Genomic DNA, 26,121 nt, shown 5'->3' with positions numbered 1-26,121 from the left:
GAATGAAAACATCAAAATTGCTTTCTTTAACAATTCTCCTGCTCTGCTGCCTACTTCCTGCCCAGGCTCAGGTGGACACCACTATGAATTATTCAGATTTTCTGAATGACTGCAGGAATTTTACCCGCAACCCTCAGGATGAAGTATGGGTGGTGAGTTTTTGGGCTAGTTATAATAAAGAATCTCTCTATTTGATCCCATCGATCATCGAGTCCAGCCGTAGATACAGAAATAAGCCGGTGAGATTTATTATGATCTCTACTGATACGCGCAGGCAGAGTTGGGAAGGCGTATTGAATCGATACAATCCTCCGGGAGAGCATATTCTGATTTCTGATCAGGATGATTATGATTTTCTAAAATTGGCTTTTCAGCACAATAGATTACCCGCCCTCTTTGTGGTAGAACAAACCGGACAAATCCGCCGGGTAAAAATCGGGGACCTAAATGCCCTGGTGGATGCCCTCAGTGAAGATCTCCCTAATGTCCCTTACTATAAGGATGAAAATATTGCAAGCAATGGCGGGCGAGATAATGGAGAAGAGTTTCTCCCCGACGACGATAGTGATTGGATCACGCATACCGTTCGCAGAGGTGAAACTCTTTACAGGATTTACAAGCAATACGATGTGCCTGTCAAGGAGATCAAAGATCTGAATAACCTTCGTTCAGACAGGATCAATGTCGGTCAGGTCTTGAAGATCAAAAGAAGATAAGATATATCTTGGCTGTTATTTATCCAGATCATAGACATGAAACATATTCATGCTTGATCTATGACTACCATTGCCATTTACCTTCGTATGAAGTTGCTGTAACTTTTGCTGATCTCTCAGATCATGATACAGCTTCTGATAGATATTGGTAAGCTCAATTGCTTTACTCAATTCTTCATTCATATGGCCCAGGGTTGTTCTCATCTGAGAGATTTCATCCTGGCAATTTTTGCGGAGTGCATTTTCTCTTTCTTCATACTGAAGTCGTTCAACTCGAAGCTGATCTTCCAGTTTTCGGACTACCGAAGCATAAGCATTTTCCGTCTCTTCCTGATTGTGTACGTGTTGTTCAATTTCAGAATTCAAACCGTACAGCTGCACTTCAAGTGCAGGGACCAGTGCTTCCATTGACATCTTAACTTTCTCAGCGATTTCCTGAGATTGCTTCATCAATTCGAAGGCTTGACGAATGGCAGGTAATTGGGCATTTAAAGCTTTGAGCGCGGGGTCTCTCTTAACCTCTTCTGTCGGAGTATGGCTGTTGAGTTCGGAATAAGACATGTACCAAATAATTTAACGTAAGCGATAATCGGGTACAGTTTCGGCTTAAAGTGGATCGGCTATTTTGCTTGGGAAGCATAGGGCGTTGCTTACCCACCTAATCGTTGTGTACCCCAGAGTTAAAGAACTCTTGTAGAAGTTTGACACTAAAATATAAGCCTGATTCAAATCATCTTATAGACAGTGCTCGAACCGTTAAAATAAAAGTCCGATTGGTCGTATTTAATTTGATTATTTGTGTAAGGTTTTTATCAAAATTCAGGGAAATATTTGAGGAGGGAGGACTTAGTAAAACAGATTATTCGGCTCTCTTTACTTATCAGGCAGGCATTTTTGGAAAAAGACTCCTGTTTGATTGACAATAAACAGAGAATTCAGGCTTAATCATGTCCTCCAAATGGCATGTAAGGTCAAAAGCGGAAATCTCATCAAATGTATCGGGAGGTGTTTTTTTAAGAGAAAAGAGAAATAAGGAAGAGGAAATGGAGAGGGAAGAAGTGCCTCCTATGCTCTGATTTATATTTTGAAGCTGTTTTGTTTAGTTGGGTATCTACACAAGAATCTCTATCCCATGCATCAATGCAAGGCGAGATTTGGGGCAAAGCAGTCTCCTTGAATCAAAATACTTTTTCCAGATCAAGGGGATTGCTTTGATTCCCGCGCAATGCCACAAGGTTTGCTTACTGCCGCTTGAGTACGAAATTATCCACTTTCCTTTGGTCCTCTATACTCAATCTTTCATAAATGAGGTAGAAATCATTCCTTTCAATAAAGTAAGAAAGCACATCCTCATCTGTGATATCTATCTTTTGTTTGGCCAACATACCCATCATCATAGGTACCCAGGAGTTGTGGTCGTATAAAGGTTTTACCGCACGCGCTTTGGTGATCCTGCGACCTCCTCTGGGTACGTATTTTTTAGATTTATCTATAGAAGAGTCATAGCTGACCATCTCAGTTACTATGCCATCCTTCTTTTCACTCATTCTTTTGAGTCGATCTGCTTCATTCTGCACGATGTATTGGGCGCTTTGAACAAAGAGTTTTTGGATAAATACCTTGAAAGCTGTGACATTGTCATCATATTGCTCGCCGGTAGCATAAAAAACTTTTCTATCGACATTCTCAACAAATACGGTACCTCCGGAATTGATATAATATCCGCGAAGGATCTTTTCATCCAGTCTTATCTTCAAAGGACTGATGTATTTTTTGAGCCAGCTTTGATTTTTGGCATCCTTATCTCTGGCAAAGATTTTATCCGGTAGGGTTTCGGTATTGAAATTTACCTGTCCCATGAGGGGATCATATTCTCCGTACTTAAGGAGGATGTGACGAATAAAAATCTTGTCAAAGGGTTCGATATTCTTTTTGGCCAAATGTTTATCGACAAACTCAATATGTTCAGGCTCTGCGTTTCCATTCCCCAATAAGATAATATGCTCAAACATCTCGTTGAGTTTTTGATTGATGAGTTCTATAGAAGGAGAACCCGTATCATATTTATTGAGGTGATAGACGCCCTTTCCCGAACGAAAGAGGCAATTTTTGCTGAAGAATGAGAAATAGCCCAAATCTCCAAAATTGAGGGTCAGGGATTGATCCATATTGGAGAACTGTCCTTTAAGTTCTGCATAGGCAGCCAGCTTGAACTGGTTATCAGAACTCAGGCCATAGGGAAATATGAACTTTTGTATTATTTGTTCGAGGGTTGCGTTTTTCTTACTGGGTGCTTGAGCAAAAGAGCAGATAAAAAGATTACAAAGTAATGCAAGTACTAACGAAACTCTCAACGTCCGCATAGATGGTGATCCAGGTTAAATTAAGTGTGTATGAGCTGAGGGAATTATGAGCAAATTGGGCTCAAACCGCTGATTAATCAAAGGTAAAGCCCTCTAAGTATTACATTTTACCATAGGCGAAGTTTTTAGATTTATTTGATCTTTCATGTATCAAATTAAAGATATTAGTTTCTCTTGAATTTCTAACGCATGTTGGACCAAAAATCTTCTATGATTTAAAATACTTTTACAAAAAAACCTTACAAATGCGGAAATTATCAAATCAACGGGAGGAATAACAAAAAAGGGGGCGCATATAATATGCGCCCCCTTTTTACTATATTTTTCGATCCTTACTTGGTAGACTGGAAAACATCCATGTCTTCTTCTTTCAGGATTTTTACTTTTTCGTCTTCTTTATCGATGGTGTTGTCAGTGAAAGACTTTCCTTCGACACGAGACTCAACAATCTTCAATACTCTGTCAGATCCTTTGTTGATCTGGTTGAGGAAAGGAGATGCATACAGTCCCATAACGATCATCAGCGTAACTAATGGAAGCACTACAGCTACTTCGCGACGATTGAGATCGAAGATTTTGTTCTTCAATTCTTCATTGGTCTCACCAAACATCATCACACGGAAGGTGTTGAGGAGGTAGATAGAAGCGGCTACGATACCCAAAGCTGCGAGGATAGCAAATACGCTGGAAACCTCGGTAGAGCTATACGCTCCAATCAGGATCATAAATTCTCCTACGAATCCACTCAGACCGGGAAGTCCTAAAGCTGTCATTACAGTGATCATAAAGAGTACTGTAAACTTAGGAGCGATTTTGGCCAGTCCCTGGAATCCACGGATGTCTTTGGTTTTGTGGCGCTCGTAAAGCATTCCTGTCAGCAAGAACAAACCTGCTGTAGCAATACCGTGTCCTACCATGCTGATTACAGCTCCGCTCATCGCCTCCTGAGTAAAGGAGAAGATACCGAGGATAATGAATCCCAGGTGAGAGAAAGAAGCATAAGCAATAAGCTTTTTAATATTGGTTTGAACGATAGCCAGATATCCACCATACACGATGCTGATTACAGCCAGTGTCATAATGAAGGGTGCAAACTCCAGAGATACTTCCGGAAAGAAAGGCAGACAGAATCTGATAAATCCGTACGCTCCCATTTTTGACAAGAGTGCTGCCAAAATCACAGAACCTGTTGTAGAGGACTCTGAATAAGTAAATGGCTGCCATGTGTGGAAAGGGAACAAAGGAACTTTGATTGCAAAGCCGATAGCAAAAGCAGCGAACAACCAACGCTGTGCTTCCATAGAGAAAGCAGGATTGGTTCCGGAAGCCAAAGCATCACGGATTACAAAGTAATCAGTCGTCAGGTAACCGTCAGAGACATTCAGTCCCAGATAGATAATACCAATAAGCATTACCAGTGATCCTACCAGGGTGTAGAGGAAGAACTTGATAGAAGCAGCTTCCCGCTGTGCCCCGCCCCATATTCCTATAAAGAAACAGGTTGGGATCAGTACCATTTCGAAGAAAATGTAGAGTAACAATAGGTCCAGAGACAAGAAGAATCCGATGATTCCGGTTTCCAGGACCAGGAGCATGAGATAATACAACTTTTCCTGCTTGTCAGCCTTGCCCCAGGAGTAAACCACCAGGGTCGGGAAGATCAATGCAGTAAGGAGTATGAGGTAGGCTGAAATCCCATCCACACCCAGCATAAACTTGATGTCAATGTTGTCCAGCGTAAACCACAGGCTCTCACTAAAAAAAACAAAATCCTTACTGTATAGAGCAGAAGGATCAGGGGAGAAACGATAAACACTATGTAGTACAATTCCGACGATAAAAGGGAGCAATGAAAACCCGAATGCCAGGTACTTTGCCCACTTACGATGGAATAGCAATATTAGCGGAATACCCACCAGGGGAGCGAATAAAGTCGCATTTAGCAATAATGTCATCCAATCTTTGGTCATATGATTAAAACAATTATCTTTGTCGCCTTGTTATTTACAAAACGGCCGCAAGTTAGAACTCCCGGACTTACTTTACAACGTTTTATGTTAAAAAATTGTTAATAAATAGTTGGTTTTATTAAACTAGTTAAACAAAACCTCCTCTTTTTTTAACAATTTGGCAAAAAACTCTCATTTCACACCTCCTCCAACTGCCTTCTAGACTGACTCCTCAAATATAAAGTCACAGGCAATTATTCCAGAATCATAAAAGTTCGGAAAGCTGACATAAGTTAGCTGAACTACAAAATCAAACATTTTTCCGACTACGGTATTTTCAATGAGCTCAAAGAAGAAGCCTGAAAGCATCTTCTAGGCAATCTCTTTGCCAAAAATGCTCTCAGGCTTAAAAAATTATACCCGTTTAATTTAAGGTCTAATCGTTATTTCTGAATATTCCACAAACTAAAACACTAACAATCTTTGGCTTTGTCGAAGCTCGCCAGATTCGACAGATATGAGATAGGTTCCCGGATCTAATTGAGGCTGAGCTTTATAGTTCAAATGCCCTTCAGAATTACTGCTGGAAAAGCCCTTCCAAAGTTCTCTTCCCTGTAGGTCCAGAATCTTAATATAAAGCTCCTGATCCGCCTCAAATCCCTGGGCTTGTATGGTCAATAATTCTCCTGTATAAGGATTGGGATAAGCTTCTACATGCGGACCCGCTCCAGCTTCAATTACCCCCAGGACAATTTGTTCCCCAAGTTCATTGGTATAGCTCAGTCTATATCGGCGTTTGGATTCCAGTTTTTCTGCGTCTGATACATTATAATATCCTGCGGTTTCATTTATCTCTGCAGAACTTACTTTTCTCAATTCGCTGAAATCTTCTCCTTCCCAGGCACGCTCTAAACTCAATTCTGGTAGAATAGCCAGAGAAGAAGTTAACCATGCAATCTGAACAGAAGCTCCTCTTTGTATAGCTTTGAAGTCATTGAGGTCTACATCAGGAACATGACCGCCTTTTCCGCTTACTACGGTATTGCCGAACTCGCAATCATATTCGGAGCTAAATATTTTGATATTATTCCCCAAAGTGAGGGAAACATATTCTAATTTTTCTGTTTCTGAAGTTATTTCCGCGCCATCCATTTTCCAGGCACGCAAGCCCCCACTAATAATGCTGGCTTGTCCCAACATACGGGTATTTTCGCCGTGGATATGAAGCGCATCCGTGATATAAAAGGCTCCACAGGTATTTTGTTCGCTTAGGATTTCAGAACCTGAAGCTACATGCAATTCTCCAAGTGCATATACCAGACCTGTATTGCGAATAACAAAGTGGCTGAAATCGTCATTATGTGATTTGTGGTAGAGATCGATCCCGGCGATGAGACTTCCTTTCAATTCGAAGAGATCACCTGTAAACGTATAATCTCCCTCGCCCATGATCTCAAAAGTAGATCCTTTTCTCACTTCTATGTTTCCACTATGGGTATAGGAGGCAGTGAGAATGTGAGTAATACTGTGTCTGATGATGATGTTTGCCTCTGCAGTAGGAATTCTTCCTGCAGTAGATCCCGTTTCGTCCAACATCCAGGAGTCCGGATCATTCCATTCTCCTTTTCCTTGTCCGCTGGTGTAAAAAGTGTCCTGTCCAAAAGAACAGGTATAGAGCAGTATAACCAGAATAAAGGCAAGTGTTTTTTCCATCGTGTTTGTGTTTCAATTATCTGGGTTTCGTCGGTGTTTGGTGATCTCAAGTTGAATCAAAATATTCTAAAAGCTTAGATTATTCTGCTGAGCGGAACATCATTTTTGTTAAATAGTTCGATTCGTCTCATGAATGGCCTAAAATTGATTTTTAACTGTAATTGCCTAAAAAACAGCTATTTTGCGTAATTTCAGGCGTGTTACTTTTTATCAAAACCCCAATCTTTCACTGTATTTGTTTGTTCAAACGCTGCCTGCAACCGTTTAGATCCTTATTGCTAAAACAAAGTTCAGGCTCCTAACCCTAACGCATGCGATATTTATTTTACATCATCATTTTTATAATTGTTGCCTTTGGCGTTTTACTATTTGCGCTAAATACTCCTGACATCCCGCTGGAGAACTTGAAAGAGAAGTATACCAATGACGAATCAGAGTTTATAGAACTCAAGGGAATGAACGTTCATTTTAGGGATGAAGGCGAAGGAATGGCTTTGGTTTTGATCCATGGAACCGCTTCCTCTTTGCACACCTGGGATGTTTGGACAGAAGAAATGAAGGATAGCCTTCGCATCCTTCGCATGGATTTACCAGCTTTTGGACTGACAGGTCCCCATCCAAGTCACGATTACAGTCTGGATACTTATGCAGAGCTTGTCGCAGCGTTTCTGGATAGCCGAGGCGTAGACAGCTGTTATATTGCGGGAAACTCTCTGGGAGGAGGGATCGCCCGTAAGTTTGCCGAGAAATATCCTCATAGGACAAAAAAACTCATTCTCGTCGACCCGGGAGGGTTTAAAAGCAATAAAGGATTGCCCTTTGCCTTTAAACTGGGCAGAACGCCTATCGTAAAAAACCTGATCAGCAGCATTACCCCTCTCTTCCTCTATGAGAATAGCATCAAAGAAGTTTATCACGATGACAACAAGATTACCGAAGAACTGCTTATGCGCTATTATGAGCTTTCACTAGCTCCGGGAAATAGAGACGCACTGGTTGCTCGTATGAACCAGGAATACAAGCCGGCCGAATGGAAAGAAAATTTCCTTCAGATTCCCGTTTTGATCATGTGGGGAAAAACGGATGCCTGGATTCCAGTTACTATGGTAGATAGTTTTCTGGAAGATATCCCGGCTGCTGATGTGATGATCTATGAAAATGCCGGTCATGTTCCGATGGAGGAGATTCCTTATGAAACCGCCGAAGATGCCCGAAAATTCCTCCTGGATAGCAGCCTGGAAACTATTACCCCCTGACAAGGTCAAACATTTTTCTTTGGTCTGACTTTTATCACTAATACTTTTCAGAAAGTATTGGCTAATTTTGCTGCATAAATTTTACCTATGAAAAGAATCACATTTTTCCTTTTTGCCTGCCTCCTACCCTTCCTCGCCTTTAGCCAGGAACGTTCGGATCTTTTGAGAGATATCAGAGTAGATGTCGTATATCTGGCTTCTGATGATTTACAAGGAAGAGAAACCGGTACGGAAGGCGAAAGAATGGCTGCAGAATATATCGCCAGTCGCTTTATGGAAATGGGACTTTCTTCTTATGGAAAGGTGATCAATAAGAAAAAGGAAGAACTGGAAAATTACTTCCACAAATTTGACTTCAAGCATAGCAACAATCCTCATGCTGCTGCGGGCGAAGGAAGTTCCAAAGGAGGAACCAATGTTGTGGCATATCTGCACAATGGAGCAGAGACTACTGTGATTATCGGAGCGCATTATGATCACCTCGGCATGGGAGGTTTTGGTTCTCGATTTACTGGAGGAGATGCCATACACAATGGCGCAGATGATAATGCCAGTGGAGTGGCTTCTTTACTCTACCTGGCCGAAAAACTGAAAAACTCAAAACTTACCAATAACAATTACCTCTTCCTGGCCTTTTCCGGAGAAGAGTTTGGATTGTTTGGTTCAAAGGCTTTCACCAATTCTGCCTTTTTCGATGCCAGTAAAATGAACTACATGCTCAATATGGATATGGTAGGTAGGTTAAAGGAGGAAAGAGTGATTTCGGTGAATGGGGTGGGCACTTCTCCTCTCTGGAAAGAGGTTTTACCCAAAATCAAAAAGCCCGCACTCAAAACTTCCATGACAGAATCGGGCATTGGTCCTTCTGATCATACTTCTTTCTACCTGAAAGATTTGCCTGTCCTACATTTCTTTACCGGACAACATCAGGAATACCATAAGCCAGATGATGATAGCCCCCTGATCAATTATGAGGGCCTGCTTGATGTTTCGGATTATATCTATGCATTGGTTGAAAAGCTGGATAAGAAGGGCAAACTCGCTTTCACCAAAACCAAAGACGAGCAAAAGCAGAGCAGAAGCTTTAAAGTTACGCTAGGTGTCATGCCGGATTATGTTTTTGATGGAACAGGCATGCGCATCGATGCAGTGATCATGGGACGCACCGCGGCCAAAGCCGGTCTCAAAGACGGAGACATCGTTTTGCAGATGGGTGAATTTGAAATCAAGGACGTCTATGCCTATATGGATGCCCTCGGAAAGATTGAGCCCGGTTCCAAAATGATGGTCAAAGTAAAAAGAGGAGAAGAGATTGTAGAGGAAGAGGTGCAATTTTAAATTTAAAAAATATCTTTCAGGAATTTTCTAATTCTCCAAATTATAAACACAGCCATATCTTGGTTGGAGTTTCCATAGCCTTGATTTGCCTTATTTCAAGCTGCTCACCGAATAAGCAAATCCCCTATAGGTTAGGGGCAAAATTTAAAAATCCAAATCAAGTAAGTAGCGGTTCATGGATCGACACAGATGGAAAGCTAAAGTTGTATGACACCTTATTTAATGGTTATCATTTTTACTTCGGGGTATATGATGAAAAAATTGTATACATGGCAAGTCGAGATACAATTTTTTCCCCTGCGAAAGGTGTATTTCTGGGGGATAGGATAGCAAATATATCAGACAAAGTAAATTCTAAGAAGATAGAGATTGAGAATGATTTAGGCCGAAGCATTCCTATAAAAGGAAAATGGAAAGCCACTGTATATAAAGGAGAAGATGACGAATATTTTATTGGGCATTTCTATCAAAAGACAAAATTTAAGTTTTTAAGGACACCCATTAAATACGATAATATGAGAGTTCTTAAAAGAAAAGCCCGAAAAGCATCCCAAAATCAATAGTTCAATGTGCTTGAGATTCTATTCTTAGCCTGCTTGTTTTCGGCCTATCAAGTAAGTCAATACAAAGCCATACAGAAAATTCGAGATCCCAACCTCAAAGGCATGTCCAAAGCGTACATAAGCTGGCATGAGCTCATTGGGGGCAATCAGAGGTGCCAAACCTCCGAGTATCGAAAAGCAAGCCCCTATCAAGAGGCCTTTGTGTAAACGAGTTGCCAAGGTATAGCGATCCATCAAAACCGCAATACCGGCAAAGACCAGCCCTCGCAGGAATAATTGGGTTTTGAGTACCAAAGGAAAAGGCGGAATTTTTCCCTCATAAAAATCAAGTAGCTGCGGATAAATGGTAACCAGGATAAAACCGGCTGTCCCATAACAAAACATATAGAGAAAATCGGCAAGGAGGATTCGCCAACTCCAGGAAATGACAGATCGTTTTTTCAAAGGATTGTCTACATCTTCTTTCCCCTGTCCAAATAGCTTTAACAAAATGAGAGCAAAAAGCCCTGCTACAATAAAGCCTCTCAGTATTTCTTTTAGCGTTTGGCTTTGATCGGTAACATTGAAAATATAGGCTTCAATGAGGATGTTGAAATGTCCGATGATAAAGTAGATGCAGAAGAGAAAGCCCATCAGCTTATAGCCGCTAAGCGTAGTCTTTTTCATCAGAAAATAAAAGAAGCCTACGATCAGCAGATTGGAAAGCAAGCCCCAGACAAAACTCCCCTCAGGAAAAGGGATCCCTAATAGAAGATTGGCCAGATAAAAAAGGAGGCTGAGTGCCAGGATAGCTCCAGGTATTTTAATGGGAATAGATGTTTTCATATGCCGCTTTCATTTTTTAAGACCTCCAGCGAACTTTTACACCAATCAATCGTGGCCCGACAGCTTTCAATCCCATGCTGAAAAGCCAGGCTTCCGAATAAAGGCATTTCTGCCTTTTCGTTTTTATGGTACACACGCAGTTCTTCTATGTAAATTTCCAGCTGTCTCTGAAAGGAGAGGAGAAAAGCCTGAGTTTCAGCCCTGCTCAATTGCATTTCCATAAAAGCGAATTTTAGCAAAAGTATCTCCCGCCTTTTTGCTACATCCTCTTGCGTAATCTCCTCTTTCAACCAGGCTTTTAAGACCTCAATGCCTTTGGGACTGATGTGGTAGGCCTGCTTCTTACTGCCTTCGACCACAACATTCTCCAGCAAGCCATTTTTCTCCATACGTTTCAAGGCTGGATAAATACTACCCGGACTGCTACTGTACACGCCCAGAGCTGTCGTTTCAAAAGTTTTTCGAATCCGATAGCCAGATAAGGCTTCCTCCTGTATGAGTCCCAGGATGGCAAAGTCCAGCAAGGTTGATTTATGTGCAGTATTTTCCATTTGGTACGTTTCGTACTATAAATATAATACGAAACGTACTAAATGCAAATTATTATACTTATTCTCTCCTCACAAAGGCTTGCTTGCCTCGAGTTCTTATTTAATTGATACGCTTATAGATAGGTTAAATTCTTTCCTCCTGCTACTCCTAGGCCTCATCAATTTTGGTCAATTGCGCTGCAAAACTTTGGGGGAGTTCTTTTTCCAGACCTAGCACCTCATCTTTGATTTCCTGAAAGGATTCTTTTTCGACTTTGCCTTCCAAAAAGTCAATCAATCGGTTAGCCAGTTTGACATCCTGATCATACACCTTTTGGGAAATTTCCCGCAAGCTCTTATATATCGCCAAATCTGTCGCGGCAATGTATGCCAAATGCTTGCTGATATTATGGAGGTTTTCTTTTGCCTTGGTATTGTACTTTTCCAGGTACTCAAGATCGATTGTCAAATGCCCTTTGCCTACTTCCCAGGCAACCCAGGATATTTCCTGAATCATAGCCATCATGATCTGAACAGCTTCGGCAATTTCTTTCTTAAAAAGATGTTTTCGCTCTGTCTCGATCTCCAAAAGCTTTTTCTTTTTTTCAAATCGAACCTGCCAGAGATAAGAAACGGTAGCACTCGCGATTCCTGCAACGATCCCTATCAATGCTACAATGATTTTATCGGTTGTAAATACTTCATTTAGCATGATCATAAGAATTGTGTTGAGTTACAGCATACACAGAATTTCTTTGTCTCATAATCCCGGAAAAATCCCAAATAAAAAGATATAGAGCGCAGCCGCCCAGAATACTGTAACTGTAAGGCTAATCAGAACAGGGGAAGAAAGGAATTTATAAACGCCAAATAGGCCCGGTAGCAAAAAGATAAGGAAAATGAAGATTCTGGGAATGATGCCGATGGATTCAGAAGCCTTAATCAAACCATCACTAAAGTCTTTGGCCTCTCCATCCAAAATGGTATGGATGGCCTTTTCTCCATAAAATCCCCCTGCACCAAATATGGTCAACAGAAACCAAACCGGAGACCAGGCCACCAATTCGTCTTCCGATAGAGAATTGAAAAAGAAGACATAGGTTCCCAACATCAGGATAAGCCCGAAGATTAGCGATCCATAATATAGCTTAGAGAGCGAGTGAAAGTATTTATAATCCCTCGTCTTATCATCATCACTTGAAGGAGTCTCTCTCCTTTCCCAGTCAGTCAGATTGGGCAGGTAGTTATTGCAGTACTGGCAGCTTTTGGTATTAGGAGAATTTGAGCCTCCGCAACTGGGACACTGAAGATCGAAGGAATTTGCCATAATGAAAACATTGATCGGCTTCCAAGTTATAGGAAAAAAGCTATTCTTACAATGACCGAAAATGCAAGAGGGTCAGACACTTAGCTGACCCTCTCAATATTTCAGTAATCGAACTATCGCATTTTCTTGCGACGGTTCTTCTCAAAGTCTTCAAAGATGTATTCACCCAATCCTTCCAAACTCGTATAGAAAGCTCTCCCATTGTTTACTTTGGTGAACTCCTGTACGAATTCTACTAACCAGGAATCTTTGGCGATCATAAAAGTAGTGATGGGAATTTTCAATCTTCTTGCCTGTGCAGCCAGATTGAGGGTTTTGTTCAGAATCTTGCGATCCAGCCCAAAGCTATTTTTATAATAACGTGCCCCTTCCCGAATACAGGTCGGTTTTCCATCCGTAATCATGAAGATCTGCTTATTGCTGGTCTTCCTTCTTCTGAGGATATCCATGGCCAACTCAAGTCCTGCGACTGTATTGGTGTGATAAGGTCCTACTTTTAGGTAGGGCAGATCTTTTACACTAATCGTCCAGGCATCATTTCCGAATACGATGATGTCCAGGGTGTCTTTGGGGTATTTTCGCATGATAAGCTCTGAAAGGGCCATAGCCACTTTCTTCGCTGGTGTAATCCGATCTTCTCCATAAAGAATCATCGAATGCGAAATATCGATCATGAGTACAGTCGCCACATTGGTTTTGTGTTCTTTTTCCCGCACTGCCAGATCGTCTTCCGTCATCATGAAGTCATCTATGCCGTGGTTAATTTGGGCATTTCGGAAGGATTCGGTGAAAGCGATGTTTTCTACTGAATCTCCAAACTCGAATTGCTTGAGTTCACTCAGGGGTTCATCTCCAAAGCCTACCTGAGGCGTACGATGATTTCCTCTGCCGGAGCGTTTCAGTTTTCCAAAAATCTCCTCAAGAGATCTTTGACGGATGGTTTGCTCAGATTTGGCAGTTATATTAAAGGTCCCGCCACCGGGCTCATCTTCTTCTATATATCCATTGCGCTTGAGGTCCTCGATAAAATCCCCCATGCCGTACTCATTGTCGGTAAGGCCGTATTGCCGATCCAATTGGTTCATCCAGTTGAGGGCCTCAGCCACATCTCCGGAAGTATGGGTCAGCAATTCCATAAAGATCTTCAACAATCGCTCAAAGGGATCGCTGTTCTCCTCAGATGGAATAAATTTTCCAAATCTAAATCCTAGCATATATCTAAGTTAGGCTTTTGCTTGCTGCTTAGCCAAATTTATTAATAAACTTCAAACAAACTGTCATTGCGAGTTCTTATTAAGGACGAAGCAATCCCCTTGACCTACAAAAATTTATTTAGCTCAAGGAGATTGCTTCTCCCGAGGATCGGGATCGCAATGACATGCGTTTGGTTTCTCTTATACAATCACTTTCACACGCAAGGCTCTCAAACCTGAAACTCCTTGCAATTCGTCAATCAGGAGATCCTCAACCTCGTCTTCGATCATTCCCTGAGCTTTCAAGTACTCAAAGAACTGAAGGTATTCGAGTCTTTCTTTCTCCTGGGTGAATACAATGGCAATTTTCCCTGCCTGTGTCAAGCGCTCATTGGTACCTTTAATCTTGGACTTGTCGATCCGTTTTTTAATCACTTCGTATCGTACATTATAAGCTCCGTCAACATCAAATTGTTTTTCCTCCGTTTTGAATCGGATGGCGATTTTATTGGAGAATGCCAGAATCAGTTCTGCGGTTCGTAAGGGAAGCTCTAATTGATCCTGAATTTCCTCCACCTTACGGGTAACCGCAATCATCGTCATCAATTGCCAGAGGCGAATATTCTCTATGTATTTCTCATCAAATTCCTGCTCATACAAGAGAGAATCTCCCATGTAAAGGTTGTACTCTACCCCATCGGTCTTGTACATTTCAAAGTAGTGGGGCAGGATACGCTGTGCCTCTTCTTGATAATTATTGATCAGCCTTGAGAGGGTTTGGTTGATGAACGTAACGCTATTTTCGTACGCCCGCCGATGGGTGTATACTACCCGCATTTCCGGATCCAAATGCTCTTTATATTCCTCGCATATCTTGGTAAACTCAGGACTTTGCTTTGAGAGATTATCCAACAAGGGTTGTATTTCTTCCGTCAAAAATTCCGTCACCCGAACCTCATCCCCTGAATTGACATTCTTTTTCAGGCTGTCAATAAATTTTTGCGTGCGATACTGATAAACACCGATCAAAGGAAAGCCTTTACACATGTCGATGGGCCCAAGCGTTTTCTGGAGCAGCTCAAGATTTTCTATCAAGTCCTCCTGGATGGCTTTGTTTCTTTTTCCTGAAGAGCCTACAATATCTGATTGCCCGTAGAGCGGATATACATCTTTGAAGCTGATGGGCTCCGGCGTATCGTGATCCGGGTTCAACAACCTGCGATTGATTAACTCATTCGCAGCCTGAACAAATCGCCACTCTACACTAGGGTGAATAGAAGTGTATTTCTGTTTGATCAATACATCTACCTGATTACCTTTCTCCTCGATGGCTCGCTGAAGGGCAACCGTGAAGACCGGTAAAATCTCTTTTACACGGGCTGTTTTGATCGCATGAAATCCACAAGTCGTAGGGCTCCCAAGTTCGAGAACACCTACTGGATTTCCACTTTCATCGAGCATAGGAGCAATGACCAATCCTCTGATCCCTATTTTGATCAAATCCTGAACATACAAAGCGGGATTGGGAATCTTTGTTAAATCATCGATCACTGCGACTTGCCCTTCTCCCATGACTCTTTTGTAGAGCGCCTTCTCGCTGGCAGTTTCAAAATATTCCTCCCTCATGGGAAGTAGGCTATTCCAAAGACCGCTTTTGATCCCAAAGGTATCCCCCGGTCCGACTCCTTTACCAGCAATTCCCAACTTCAGCAGAGGCGATTTCAAGTAATTTCTCATCTGAAGTTCGATGAGTTTGAGTTTTTCAGGATCTACCACTGCATTTTGTTGCAGCAAGCTAAGTTTCAAATTATTGAAGGCCTGCTCTTCACTGATGTCTGTCATTTTCACCTGAACCACTCCTACAAACTCAAAGTTGTCCGGAGGAAGCGCATTCAACCATAAATCAACATCCTCCACATTATTGGTCAATTTCCGGATCAAGGAATCGCTCAATTTTTTGAGGGGACCTTTTGCGCGGACTTTTGTATAGGTGGTATCAACTTTTCCTTTGTAATAGGTTACCAGACCTGTCTCCTCATCGGTAATGCTAAAGGTCATCACCATATCATTCTCGATGCTCTGCCCATAGTGTTCGTTGAGAATGCAAATCCCGGCATTGATAATTTTTTGCCGGTGCATCTCTTCCATACTCTCACCAAAACTGGCCTGTGCAAATTTCATCTGCATCACCTTTTCCACCGCCTTTGATTTATGCACATAGCTATACCCAAAAGGATATGCTACGATGCCCATATAGTCCTCATGTCTAAGTGAGGGGAATAAACCAGAGATCATCAAATCCACTACATCTTTATGTTTTTCAAGTAAAGTGGGATCGTCAATATCTCCAATAAGATCCGATGTCTTTTCCAGTCGACTCATCACCTCTTTCGCCAGAATGACTTCGTTGAGGTTATCTGAATCAACCAGCTTTTTCCAATGCTCAATCAGCTTATTAAAACTAAGCACTGAGCCATAAGGAAATTCCATTTTATATTGAGATTCGAATTGTGCATGTAGCGAATCATCTACAGGAACAATTTCCTTCTCTATTGTTTTTGGGGTAACTGCCATTAATACCTGTTTAATATAAGGTGGGCTGTGCTGTGTGTGTGTACTACCTAAAATACGAAAAATCCTTCGTTAGGTTGATCAAATAGAAAGAGGGGATTGAGAAAAGAGAAAACCTTGCCAGCAAAGGCGGCAAGGTTCTTCATGGGTTTGGTTTGGGGTTGGACCGCGAATCAGGGGATGATTCTGACGGCCCTACATATATAAGATACGAAGAAATTTCGCAAATGGTATAAATTAGCTTTCAAAAAAGTATTTAGACTTTAAAAATATTTTTGCGTCCTTTCTATTAGAATTAAACACTCATTGCATTTACTTATCTAATTGACACACCAACGAGACTGAAAGCTCAAGCATTTCAGTTCTCCTTCATTAACACAGCATGCACACCTTCAAACACTATTTTCTTGTTTCCTCAATTCTCATGCTCTTTTCTTTAAAAGGCTTTTCTCAAAGTCCTAAAGGTTCTCCTTTTATTTGGGGAGAATTATCAGAGAAAGAGCGCAACTTAACAAAGTATGAAGCAGAGCCTAATGCTTCTGCCTTGATATTGTTTGATTATGGGGAATGGGAAGTCAAGAAAACAAATGGAAAGAATGGCATTGGTTTCAAAGCTGTCTTTCATCGACATATTCGAATCAAAATCCTCAATGAAAATGGCCTGGATCGAGCGGATGTAAGCATCCCTTTTATATCTGGAGATGATACTGAGCGCCTAACAGAGATTTACGCCCAAACGATCAATCTTGAGGATGGACTTGAGATCACAAGTCTTGAGAAATCTCAAATTTTTGAGAATGATTTAAATGGAGCCATAACAGAAATACGCTTTACCTTTCCCAAAGCAAAAGTGGGTTCTATCATTGAATATTCTTATAAAAAGACCACGCCCAATGTATTTACCCTGGAGCCCTGGTATTTTCAGCAAGAGATTCCAACCCTTCATAGTGAGCTCTATTTGGACTGTGCTCGAAATATTGATTACTACATTTTAGGAGAACAGTCCAAGGAAGGGAAAAGAGGGCGATATCATTGGCTCAGAAAAGATGTCCCGAGTTTAAAAGTAGAGTCTTTCGTAGGAAATATGGACCACTACCGACTTGGAGTTAAATTTGACCTCAAGGATTTCAAACGAACCATAGCGGTAAATACCGATTATGGGCGAACCTTTGTGAAGATCAGGCCCAGTCTTTATGAATCCTGGAAAGAGCTTGCCAGGGATATACATCCTAGGGTAAGAAGTATTCCTAAATATCAGATGCCTTATGCAAAAAGTATTTTTGAACCGATCATTGATGGATCAAAAGATACCCTGGAGTGGATGCAGAAAATTTATGAGTATGTACGGGATAGCATCGAATGGAATGGATACTACTCTTCCAAGGTTTCCAGAAAATCTACCCCTCTATTATTGACTCGATCTGGAAGCAGCGCTGAGATCAATGCCTTTTTGTCTGACCTCCTGAACTATGTTGGGATTTTCAGCGATGTCGTTCTGATTAGTACGCGGGATTCAGAACCCTATACCTATGATATCCCACGTATGAGTCAATTTAATCATATGATCTGTGCGGCTCAGGTTGGTAAAGAGCTCTTCTTTTTAGATGCTACGGATAAAATGAGGCCCTATGATCTTCTGGATGCCAATGACCTCAATCAGTACGGGCGTTTGATCAATCCTAAACGAGACGGCTGGATTCAGATTCCCAATCTTTATTCATCTATCAGCTACATAAAAACAAGCTCCGAAATTGATCCTCAAGGCTCTATGAATATCCAGGTAACAGAAAATTATCGTGGATACTCGGCCCTGGACCTTCGAAAAAGCTTTCAAGTCTATGAAGAAGAGGAAGCCAAGAGTCCTGAGGAGATTTATGAAGAGACCTACAATGAGATATTCCCGGATATAGATTTCGAGGATTTTAAGGTAAGCAATCTCAAAGAGCCAGATGAATTACTGGAACTTGAGTATTCCTTTGAAAGTGATGAGTTCGTTCAGGAGATCGGTGACAACCTCTATATTTCTCCTCTCCTTATGTTTGCGTATGAGAAAAATCCCTTTCCACAAGAAAGTCGCGAACATCCCATTGACTTCAATTATCCCACCAATAGTATATACATCGCTGAGATCAAAATTCCCGAAGGTTATCAGGTCGAAAGTATGCCTGAGCAGGTTCAGGTAAAACTGACCAATGATATGGCCAGCATTACTTATCTGACAGAGGAAACGGGAAACAAAATCCAGATTCGCTGTGATTTCCTGATTCAGGAACCTTATTACGAGAAAGAGGCTTATCCCTACCTAAAACAGGTATTTGATACCATGATCGCCAAGCATAAAGAAAAGATCATTCTGAAACGTGTGAAAAAGAAAAAGAAGTAGAGAGCCTTTTAGGCGTGTTAGCGTGTTTGCGTACTAGGGTCTTTGGGTTGGTGGAATACTTGCCTTAGCCAATCCACTACCTAAGAGCGATGGCCCTGCAGAGTCCATCGGAAAAAGGGGCAACAGCTACAGATAGCTTTTAGTTCAGTGCTTTTAGTTATCCTTCTTCTTTTCCTTAGATGAATCCTTCATAAATTATTCAGGACAGGCATCGCAAAAATCAAGCTGCTGCAATCCAAGCCAACACGCAGTACAGCCCCCTCACCCAATGCAGCAGCAAAGCCCTGGCGCGCAAATGAAGGAAGTCTTCAAATTAGTTGGACCTGCAAGTTCCCACCACCCAAGAGCGATGGCCCTGCAGAGCCCATCAGGAAAAGGGGCGGCAAGTGGGGTGGATCTGGGCTCTGCGATTTTTGGCTCCATCAAAAGACGTGTTGGAGTTTTTGGGTGTTAGAGTGTTGGAGTCAGGCTATTTCGAATAGAAATCTACTTAGGCGGGTGGGCCCTGCAGAGCCCATCGGGAAAAGGGGCGGCATGTGGGGCTGGTTCTGGGCTCTGCGATTTTTGGCCCACCTTTATTAAAAAAGGTGGAAAGAAAACTAAATTTCTTCAACAAAAGGCCAGGACTTCATGTCTGTATGGAAAAAAGCTGCTGATATCGTATTTTTAAGATATGAACTACTACCTGAAAGCTGTAGCGGGATTATGGATACTATTTGCAATAGTTGATAACTCTTTATTTGGGCAGAACCTGCCCGTACCTCCCAAAACCGAAACAAAATGGGGCATTGTTCCTCCCGAGGACATGTCGATGGAGGTCTACAAACTAGATCCTTCTGCGTCGGCAGTTATTCTCTGGGACCACGGTACCTGGACACCAGAAAACTGGGAGAAAGGCAGAGTCCGGCTTTTCAGGCATACTCGTATCAAAATCCTCAAAGAAGAAGGGCTCAAGTACGCCAAGCAGGTAATAAGATATCAGCAAGGCGAAAAACTGGGAGGATTTCGCGCCCAAACCCTCAATTGGGACTTTGGCAAAATGAAAGCAATTCCCAGTAAATTAGATCTAAAATCACTTCCTCCCGATTCTCTGGATGGAGGAGATATTATTCGCAGTTTTAGTTTTCCGGATGTTAAAGTAGGTTCTATCATAGAGTTTAGATACAGTTTGGTCGCAGAAGCATTCGACGAACTCAAAGCCTGGTATTTTCAATCAGAGATTCCTACGCGCTGGAGTGAGGTCCAGACGCGCGGTTTTGATCCCTATATCTATAAATCTGTTCCCATAGGAGCGGAAGTTTCTCCCGGAAGAAGAGGAATTTGGAGAGCAAAATATGTATCTGCCCTTCCCAAGGAAGCCTTTTCCGGAAATCCCAATCAATACCGTGCAGGAATTCGATTTTTTATCACCCAGGCACTCATCGGCAATACAAACCAGCAGCAAAAATGGAAACAATTGCGGGAGCGTCTTCAATACAGCACCTATCTGGATCCGGATCAAAAAGCCTTAAATGCCTTGTATGCTATCAGTCAGGATCTGGTAAAGGATGCCATTACAAAAGAAGAAAAAATTGCCAGAGTTCATGATCATGTTCGTGAACAAGTCAAATGGAACGATAAATATGAACTATGGGTCCAGAAGGATCCTGCCAAAGTCTATAAATCCAGAACAGGCAATGGAGCAGAAATAAATATGTTGCTTTTCTATATGCTGGATATGGCAGAGCTCAAGCCGGAGCAGGTTTTCGTCAGTACCAAAAGTAATGGGCCAGCCTCACAAGCTCCGCTTTTCAATCAGTATAATCATCTTATCTGTCGGGTTGAAGCAGATGGCAATGCCTTTTATTTGGATGCCACACAGAAATCGGCAACCTATGACCTCCCTCCCACAGATGTTATGACTGCACGGGCCCTTTTGCTTAAGGATACTACCACCCACCTTATCAATCTACAGAATCGAGCAAAGTCTGCAAGCTTGTGGATGATTCAGGCAGATATATCAGATCAGTATGTGGATATTGAGGTAAAGGAATCACACAGTGGTTATGCTGCACTTAACAGAAGAAATTTGCTAAAGGAAAATAAAAATGCAGTCCTTCATAAGGGGAGTCCTTTTCGCCCTACCAGCCAGGGCAAAGTCCCTGAGCCAAAATATGAAAGTGTTGCCGAGCCGAGTCTTCCTTTGGCTATCTATTATACTCAACAATTGGAGGCAGATAAATATATCGAGCGCAAAAAAGATACGATCTTCCTCTCCCCCTTACTCTGTTTTTCCAGCTCCATGCCCTTTGAAGCAGGAGAAAGGCGACTCCCTGTCGATATGGAATATACTCGGGATTTCAACATACTGATCAATTTTAAGATTCCGAAAGATTATGAATTGGTTCAGGCGCCCAAACCCTTTCAATTGGCATTATCGGGACGATCTTTAACCTATAACCTCCAGACAAATCAGATTGGTGAGATGATTTCTGTTCAAAGTCGCTTGCTGATCAAAGCTCCTTACATTTTTCCCGAGGATTATCCTGCGCTTAGAGAGTTTTATCAAAAAATGATCAATCGGGAAACAAAGCCCCTCGTATTGGTAAAAAAGAAATCCTAAAAAGCTAAGAGCCATCCCTGCACATTCTCGATCAAGTAGGACAGTTCTTGTGTAAAGCATCGCACTTGATCAAAGTCCTATATATATAGGCGAGAAGATTGCGTGATTTGAGTCAATCATTTGTAACCTATTAACCTCAATATCATGCACACAAAAATTTTGCTTTCGATCTTGCTAGTATGGCTCTTTGCTTCCGCTTGCCAACAAACAGAAAACACCAATCTTGAACTCCGCGACCAACTCTTCCAGTCCAGCTTAAAATCTGTCCGACTAGGCGATGGAGTTCCCCTCGATCTCGATATCTCTATTCGTTGGCGCATTGATGATGTGGTCGCCTTTCACACACAATTTGCGCATCCCACTTCCTTTGATACCCTGATCCTGGCTCCTCGTAGTCGCGAACTCGCTAATAAGGTAGCCAATCCTTATACTTCTGTTGATTCCGTTTTTGGCCCCTGGAGGCAAAAGTTTATCCTGGATATAAAAGAAGCTTTCCAAAATGAATTGGGAGAAGCCGGAGTATCCATAGAAGAAGTCATCATCCCCGAGATTTATTTCCCCAAAACCTATACAACTGCCCTCGAAGCTTCCGGCATGAAAGAACGCGAACTGGAAGCTATTCGCCAAAGAAATGAAGTCGAGTTGGCCGCAGCAGAAGCCAATCGCAAAAAAGCCACTGCCGATGGAGAAATTGCCATAGAGCGCGCCCGTATGGAAGGCAAACTCCAAAAGATTCAGGCAAACACAGAAGAGATTCGTCGTAAGACAGAACTCGCCAAAGCAGAAACGCAAAGACAGGTCACAGAAAAGCAATCCTATGCAGAAGCCCGAAAAGCAGAATTACTGGCCGAAGCAGATGTAAAAAAAGTACGTGCCCTGAAAAAGGCAGAAGCCGAACACAAAAGAGAATTGGAGATGATCGAAGTAGAAAAGCAAAAAGCCTTTGATCAGGTGGGGATCGATAAGGAGTTGCAAATCGCCAAAATTTGTGCTGAGAATCCGACCTATGCCTCTTATATGGTCAATAAAGAACTCGCCTCTAAAGTTCAGATTGCTGTTCTTCCTTCCAATGTAGATGGAAATATTTTCGGAGAACTCATGCGTATGCAATCACCTGCTCAAGTCGCCGCAGAGAAAAAGAATTGATACGGTACATATAGGGAATGTCAAGGGCCTGCCATTGAGGTGGGCTCTTTTTATATACGTTTTTTCCAACTCTTCCCATCTTATCCCATCTTTAGAATTACTTCTTTCATTCAACACCTAATAGCTGTACATGCGCGCTTTTACTTTTTTCTTCCTCTTACTCCCCACACTTATGACGGCTCAGGACCTTAAAATCAGGGACTACGAATTTGTTTCCCGAAGCAAAGACACGGTTCAGGCAGAATTGGGAACCTTTATGGTTCCTGAGGATAGATCAAATCCCGATTCTCGCGAGATAAAAATCTCTTTCATCCGATTCAAAAGCACCAATCCCAATCCGGGCTCACCCATCGTCTACCTGGCGGGAGGCCCCGGAGGCTCTGGAATTCAAACGGCTAGAAGTGCCCGCTTCGACTTATTTATGAAATTGCGGGAAGTCGCCGATGTGATTGCCTACGACCAAAGAGGTACCGGTTGGTCCAATTCCTTGCCCAGCTTTGTTTCTATGACGCCTCTGGATGCAAGCAAGCCTATGGATAGAGAAACCTATGTAAAAATCTCTCTGGACAATATAGAGGCCATGAAGACCGCCTGCAAAGATGCCGGAGCTAAGCTCGAAGCCTATAACACCACCGAAAATGCCCATGACATTGATGATCTGAGAAAGGCCCTGGGAGAGGACAAAATTTCCATTTGGGGCATCAGTTATGGTTCACATTTGAGTTTTGAGTACATCCGATTGTTTGAGGAAAATATTGATCGGGCGGTCATTGCGAGTATGGAAGGTCCTGACCATACCATCAAACTTCCTTCCAATACCGAAGCCTTTATCAATATGCTCTGCGAACGGGCGAAAGACAATTATGGCTTCGAACCCAAGTATCCAAACCTGAGAGAAAAGATCAACTATGTTCATGACAAATTAAAACAGGAGCCTGTTATACTCACATTCGAAGACAAACGTGGCAAAAGCCAGACGGTTGGTTTCAACAATTTTGAACTACAGGTACTCATGGCTAATATGTATCTCCGTGATCCCTGGGACATCAAAAAGTATGCACGCATCTATTCCGAGATGTATGAAGGTGATTATAGCAGCATCGCTCCTCGTATGCTTCAGATCAAGCAATTTGCCCTCAGTCGTATGAATCCTATGGCCTTTGCCATGGACATGAGTAGCGGGATGAGTGCCGAAAGGAATGCCCAAATCAAAGCCGAGCGAGAGACTACTACCTATGGCCCCGCACTGAGTTTTATCATGTATGACTGGATGAATGCAGACGTCTTTCCCATGCTGCCGGATGAATTTCGCGTACAGAAAAAGAATAAGGTAAAAGCCTTACTCGTGAGTGGCATGCTGGACGGACGGACCTACGTATCTGCGGCAAAAGAAATCGCCAAAAACTTCAAAAATGGTCATCATGTCATTCTGGATCATGCCGGACACAATCTCTTTATGCTATCAGAAGAATTGCAGCAATTGGTCGTGGATTTCTTTGCAGGCGAAGATGTGAGTGATCGGAAGATAGAATTGGAGCCTGTGCCTTTTGAGTAGGTAATAAGAGGTTTTCATAGTCTCGGGTTTTTGAATCTGAGAGTACAGAGTTTCAGGAAACGAGCCGCGTACGGCTAAGTGTTGTAAACCCTTCCCCGCAAAGCCCCCTTTCCCTTTTTGCGCAGAATAAGGGAAACCACGCGCATAAGGCAATTGGGAAATTAAATTTACCCATAGCATTAACACTCCAAACAAACTGTCATTGCGAGCCTTTGACAAAGGCGAAGCAATCCCCTTGATCTAAAAAAGAGTATTCGAGCCAAGGAGATTGCTTCGGCCAAATTTTGACCTCGCAATGACACGGCTGTATAAATGGATCTGGAATGCGCCCCTTCCATTTTTCCGCGGATAAGGGGAGCTTGGCTGGAGCGGAGGGGTCCAGGGAAACCACACGCATGCGGCAATTGGAGAATTAAATTTACGTATAGCATCAACACTCCAAACAAACTGTCATTGCGAGGCTTTGACAAAGGAGAAGCAATCCCCTTGACCTAAAAAAGAGTATTCGAGCCAAGGAGATTGCTTCGGCCAAATTTTGACCTCGCAATGACACGGCTGTATAAATGGATCTGGAATGCGCCCCTCCCATTTTTCCGCGGATAAGGGGAGCTTGGCTGGTGCGGAGGGGTCCAGGGAAACCACACGCATGCGGCAATTGGAGAATTAAATTTACGTATAGCATCAACACTCCAAACAAACTGTCATTGCGAGGCTTTGACAAAGGAGAAGCAATCCCCTTGACCTAAAAAGATTATTCGAGCCAAGGAGATTGCTTCGGCCAAATTCTGACCTCGCAATGACGCGGCAGTGTAAATGGAGCTGGAATGAGCACCTCCCATTATTCGTCGAATAAGGGGAGGTTTGCTAGCGCGGAGGGGTTCCTGAAGAACCGTATAAAATATACTTTGCTTATCGTGTACCTATTTGCGACTTTTAAAAAAGTCAATACAATAAATAAAAACATGAAATTAGGAGCATTTTCGGTCAGCCTTAGCGTAAAAGACATCCACAAATCCAAAGCTTTTTATGAGTCTCTGGGCTTCCAGGTATATGCCGGCGATATCGAGCGAAATTACCTCATCATGAAAAATGAGGATACCGTCATCGGTTTGTTCCAGGGTATGTTTGAAAACAACATCCTCACTTTCAATCCGGGCTGGGACCAAAGTGCTCAGGCATTGGAGAGCTATGACGATATCCGTGAGATTCAAAAAGAGCTAAAAAGCAAAGGAATTGCTCCGGGGAAAGAAGTAGATGAAAGTAGCACTGGGCCTGCGAGTTTTTCAATTGTTGATCCGGATGGAAATGTAATTTTGATTGATCAGCATGTGTAGGTAGTGTCCGAAGCGGAACCAAATTAAATAGAACAAAATTCCATTTAATAGAACTTTATTCTATTTTTGAGGTATATACTTTTGTATGAGAGTTGTTACCCCAAGAGTTCTCAAGGAATACTCTGATAGACATGCACAGGCTAAAATTCCCTTATTGCTTTGGTATGAAGTCACCAAAAAGGCTAGTTGGAAAACGTTAGCAGATATTAAGCGAGATTTTAACTCGGTTGATTATGTTGGGAACAGTCGGTTTGTTTTCAATATTGGGGGAAATAACTTTCGGCTAATAGCCATTATCATTTTTGCTTCCCAAAAGGTTTATATAAGATTTATTGGGACTCATGCAGCGTATGATAAATTGAAAGATGCCAGCACAGTTTAAAGAAGAGAAATGAAGAAAATTACGGATAAAGTCAGTTATGAAAAGGGCCTTGCCAGAATGGAAGACCTGCTGAAGATCGTTGGCAATGATACTGATCCTCAATCCAAAGAATATCAGGAACTGGATGAACTATCTGATATGGTTGCAGAATACGAAGAACTCAATTATTCTTTTAAGCCTAATACCCTGACAGAGATGATTGAACTCCGCATGTACCAGCGAAAGCTAAAACAAAAAGATGTTGCAGAAATGCTGGGCACGACTCCTTCTCGTATTAGTGAAATCCTCCGTGGGAAGCGGAAACTGACTTTTGACCTCGCAAAGGCTTTATATACCAAATTAAATATTGATGCAGAATTGATTCTAAAGTCTTAG

At 42.2% G+C, this 26,121-nt stretch carries 21 protein-coding genes; 11 read left to right on the top strand and 10 right to left on the bottom strand.

What is annotated here, in order from left to right; all coding sequences use genetic code 11:
* Positions 1 to 2 precede the first annotated feature (2 nt).
* Positions 3 to 716: a LysM peptidoglycan-binding domain-containing protein gene (locus R8P61_01975; GenBank protein MDW3645814.1), complete on the top strand. Its 714-nt coding sequence runs from the start codon at positions 3 to 5 to the stop codon at positions 714 to 716.
* A 15-nt stretch (positions 717 to 731) separates the two neighbouring features.
* Here R8P61_01975 and R8P61_01970 read toward each other — a convergent pair whose 3' ends face one another.
* From R8P61_01970 to R8P61_01955, 4 genes are all read right to left on the bottom strand, one after another.
* Positions 732 to 1,277 (bottom strand): hypothetical protein, encoded by a 546-nt coding sequence (locus R8P61_01970; GenBank protein ID MDW3645813.1) that lies wholly within the window; start codon positions 1,275 to 1,277, stop codon positions 732 to 734.
* Between the two features lie 680 nt (positions 1,278 to 1,957).
* On the bottom strand, positions 1,958 to 3,079 hold the full coding sequence (locus R8P61_01965; GenBank protein MDW3645812.1) for a hypothetical protein: 1,122 nt from the start codon (positions 3,077 to 3,079) through the stop codon (positions 1,958 to 1,960).
* A gap of 332 nt (positions 3,080 to 3,411) precedes the next feature.
* Entirely contained in the window at positions 3,412 to 5,049 is a 1,638-nt protein-coding gene (locus tag R8P61_01960; protein MDW3645811.1) for an NADH-quinone oxidoreductase subunit M, read from the bottom strand.
* A 444-nt stretch (positions 5,050 to 5,493) separates the two neighbouring features.
* Entirely contained in the window at positions 5,494 to 6,741 is a 1,248-nt protein-coding gene (locus tag R8P61_01955) for a T9SS type A sorting domain-containing protein (protein MDW3645810.1), read from the bottom strand.
* A gap of 311 nt (positions 6,742 to 7,052) precedes the next feature.
* On the opposite strand from R8P61_01955, the gene R8P61_01950 reads away from it, so the two are divergent.
* The 3 genes from R8P61_01950 (at position 7,053) to R8P61_01940 (ending at position 9,898) form a co-directional block, all read left to right on the top strand.
* Positions 7,053 to 7,997: an alpha/beta hydrolase gene (locus R8P61_01950; protein ID MDW3645809.1), complete on the top strand. Its 945-nt coding sequence runs from the start codon at positions 7,053 to 7,055 to the stop codon at positions 7,995 to 7,997.
* Between the two features lie 87 nt (positions 7,998 to 8,084).
* Complete coding sequence (locus R8P61_01945; GenBank protein ID MDW3645808.1) at positions 8,085 to 9,335, top strand: M20/M25/M40 family metallo-hydrolase; 1,251 nt, start codon at positions 8,085 to 8,087, stop codon at positions 9,333 to 9,335.
* Positions 9,336 to 9,604: 269 nt separating this feature from the next.
* On the top strand, positions 9,605 to 9,898 hold the full coding sequence (locus R8P61_01940) for a hypothetical protein (GenBank protein MDW3645807.1): 294 nt from the start codon (positions 9,605 to 9,607) through the stop codon (positions 9,896 to 9,898).
* Positions 9,899 to 9,922: 24 nt separating this feature from the next.
* Here R8P61_01940 and R8P61_01935 read toward each other — a convergent pair whose 3' ends face one another.
* The 6 genes from R8P61_01935 to R8P61_01910 form a co-directional block, all read right to left on the bottom strand.
* A complete protein-coding gene (locus R8P61_01935) occupies positions 9,923 to 10,723 on the bottom strand; it encodes a hypothetical protein (GenBank protein MDW3645806.1) in 801 nt (266 codons plus the stop codon).
* Entirely contained in the window at positions 10,720 to 11,274 is a 555-nt protein-coding gene (locus tag R8P61_01930) for a PadR family transcriptional regulator (protein MDW3645805.1), read from the bottom strand. The genes R8P61_01935 and R8P61_01930 overlap by 4 nt, the downstream gene beginning before the upstream one ends.
* A 148-nt stretch (positions 11,275 to 11,422) precedes the next feature.
* Positions 11,423 to 11,971, bottom strand: coding sequence for a hypothetical protein (locus tag R8P61_01925; GenBank protein MDW3645804.1), 549 nt, complete (start codon positions 11,969 to 11,971; stop codon positions 11,423 to 11,425).
* Positions 11,972 to 12,013: 42 nt separating this feature from the next.
* Positions 12,014 to 12,580: a hypothetical protein gene (locus R8P61_01920; protein MDW3645803.1), complete on the bottom strand. Its 567-nt coding sequence runs from the start codon at positions 12,578 to 12,580 to the stop codon at positions 12,014 to 12,016.
* A 113-nt stretch (positions 12,581 to 12,693) separates the two neighbouring features.
* Positions 12,694 to 13,794 (bottom strand): VWA domain-containing protein, encoded by a 1,101-nt coding sequence (locus tag R8P61_01915; protein ID MDW3645802.1) that lies wholly within the window; start codon positions 13,792 to 13,794, stop codon positions 12,694 to 12,696.
* A 180-nt stretch (positions 13,795 to 13,974) separates the two neighbouring features.
* Positions 13,975 to 16,347, bottom strand: coding sequence for a hypothetical protein (locus R8P61_01910; protein MDW3645801.1), 2,373 nt, complete (start codon positions 16,345 to 16,347; stop codon positions 13,975 to 13,977).
* Positions 16,348 to 16,726: 379 nt separating this feature from the next.
* Between R8P61_01910 and R8P61_01905 the strand changes: the two genes are divergently transcribed.
* The 7 genes from R8P61_01905 to R8P61_01875 all read left to right on the top strand — a co-directional run bounded on the left by R8P61_01905 (position 16,727) and on the right by R8P61_01875 (position 26,121).
* Positions 16,727 to 18,727 (top strand): DUF3857 domain-containing protein, encoded by a 2,001-nt coding sequence (locus R8P61_01905; protein MDW3645800.1) that lies wholly within the window; start codon positions 16,727 to 16,729, stop codon positions 18,725 to 18,727.
* A gap of 673 nt (positions 18,728 to 19,400) precedes the next feature.
* Positions 19,401 to 21,329 carry a DUF3857 domain-containing protein gene (locus R8P61_01900; protein ID MDW3645799.1) on the top strand — a complete coding sequence of 643 codons (1,929 nt, stop codon included), beginning with the start codon at positions 19,401 to 19,403 and terminating at the stop codon, positions 21,327 to 21,329.
* 144 nt (positions 21,330 to 21,473) lie between these two features.
* Positions 21,474 to 22,475: an SPFH domain-containing protein gene (locus tag R8P61_01895; protein MDW3645798.1), complete on the top strand. Its 1,002-nt coding sequence runs from the start codon at positions 21,474 to 21,476 to the stop codon at positions 22,473 to 22,475.
* 130 nt (positions 22,476 to 22,605) lie between these two features.
* Positions 22,606 to 24,030, top strand: coding sequence for an alpha/beta fold hydrolase (locus R8P61_01890; GenBank protein ID MDW3645797.1), 1,425 nt, complete (start codon positions 22,606 to 22,608; stop codon positions 24,028 to 24,030).
* A 962-nt stretch (positions 24,031 to 24,992) separates the two neighbouring features.
* The gene (locus R8P61_01885; protein MDW3645796.1) at positions 24,993 to 25,364 is read left to right on the top strand and encodes a VOC family protein; all 372 of its coding nucleotides are present in this window, start codon (positions 24,993 to 24,995) and stop codon (positions 25,362 to 25,364) included.
* Positions 25,365 to 25,449: 85 nt separating this feature from the next.
* The gene (locus R8P61_01880) at positions 25,450 to 25,746 is read left to right on the top strand and encodes a type II toxin-antitoxin system HigB family toxin (protein ID MDW3645795.1); all 297 of its coding nucleotides are present in this window, start codon (positions 25,450 to 25,452) and stop codon (positions 25,744 to 25,746) included.
* A 9-nt stretch (positions 25,747 to 25,755) separates the two neighbouring features.
* Entirely contained in the window at positions 25,756 to 26,121 is a 366-nt protein-coding gene (locus tag R8P61_01875; GenBank protein MDW3645794.1) for a helix-turn-helix domain-containing protein, read from the top strand.

The sequence above is a fragment of the Bacteroidia bacterium genome (assembly GCA_033391075.1).
Taxonomy (GTDB): domain Bacteria; phylum Bacteroidota; class Bacteroidia; order J057; family J057; genus JAWPMV01.
Note: the sequence above shows the minus strand (reverse complement) of the source record. Positions and strands in the feature narration are given on the sequence as shown.

Coding starts and splice junctions, on each gene's coding strand:
- R8P61_01975 (MDW3645814.1), top strand. CDS start 3: ATGAAAACATCAAAATTGCTTTCTTTAACAATTCTCCTGCTCTGCTGC.
- R8P61_01970 (MDW3645813.1), bottom strand. CDS start 1,277: ATGTCTTATTCCGAACTCAACAGCCATACTCCGACAGAAGAGGTTAAG.
- R8P61_01965 (MDW3645812.1), bottom strand. CDS start 3,079: ATGCGGACGTTGAGAGTTTCGTTAGTACTTGCATTACTTTGTAATCTT.
- R8P61_01960 (MDW3645811.1), bottom strand. CDS start 5,049: ATGACCAAAGATTGGATGACATTATTGCTAAATGCGACTTTATTCGCT.
- R8P61_01955 (MDW3645810.1), bottom strand. CDS start 6,741: ATGGAAAAAACACTTGCCTTTATTCTGGTTATACTGCTCTATACCTGT.
- R8P61_01950 (MDW3645809.1), top strand. CDS start 7,053: ATGCGATATTTATTTTACATCATCATTTTTATAATTGTTGCCTTTGGC.
- R8P61_01945 (MDW3645808.1), top strand. CDS start 8,085: ATGAAAAGAATCACATTTTTCCTTTTTGCCTGCCTCCTACCCTTCCTC.
- R8P61_01940 (MDW3645807.1), top strand. CDS start 9,605: ATGGCAAGTCGAGATACAATTTTTTCCCCTGCGAAAGGTGTATTTCTG.
- R8P61_01935 (MDW3645806.1), bottom strand. CDS start 10,723: ATGAAAACATCTATTCCCATTAAAATACCTGGAGCTATCCTGGCACTC.
- R8P61_01930 (MDW3645805.1), bottom strand. CDS start 11,274: ATGGAAAATACTGCACATAAATCAACCTTGCTGGACTTTGCCATCCTG.
- R8P61_01925 (MDW3645804.1), bottom strand. CDS start 11,971: ATGATCATGCTAAATGAAGTATTTACAACCGATAAAATCATTGTAGCA.
- R8P61_01920 (MDW3645803.1), bottom strand. CDS start 12,580: ATGGCAAATTCCTTCGATCTTCAGTGTCCCAGTTGCGGAGGCTCAAAT.
- R8P61_01915 (MDW3645802.1), bottom strand. CDS start 13,794: ATGCTAGGATTTAGATTTGGAAAATTTATTCCATCTGAGGAGAACAGC.
- R8P61_01910 (MDW3645801.1), bottom strand. CDS start 16,347: ATGGCAGTTACCCCAAAAACAATAGAGAAGGAAATTGTTCCTGTAGAT.
- R8P61_01905 (MDW3645800.1), top strand. CDS start 16,727: ATGCACACCTTCAAACACTATTTTCTTGTTTCCTCAATTCTCATGCTC.
- R8P61_01900 (MDW3645799.1), top strand. CDS start 19,401: ATGAACTACTACCTGAAAGCTGTAGCGGGATTATGGATACTATTTGCA.
- R8P61_01895 (MDW3645798.1), top strand. CDS start 21,474: ATGCACACAAAAATTTTGCTTTCGATCTTGCTAGTATGGCTCTTTGCT.
- R8P61_01890 (MDW3645797.1), top strand. CDS start 22,606: ATGCGCGCTTTTACTTTTTTCTTCCTCTTACTCCCCACACTTATGACG.
- R8P61_01885 (MDW3645796.1), top strand. CDS start 24,993: ATGAAATTAGGAGCATTTTCGGTCAGCCTTAGCGTAAAAGACATCCAC.
- R8P61_01880 (MDW3645795.1), top strand. CDS start 25,450: ATGAGAGTTGTTACCCCAAGAGTTCTCAAGGAATACTCTGATAGACAT.
- R8P61_01875 (MDW3645794.1), top strand. CDS start 25,756: ATGAAGAAAATTACGGATAAAGTCAGTTATGAAAAGGGCCTTGCCAGA.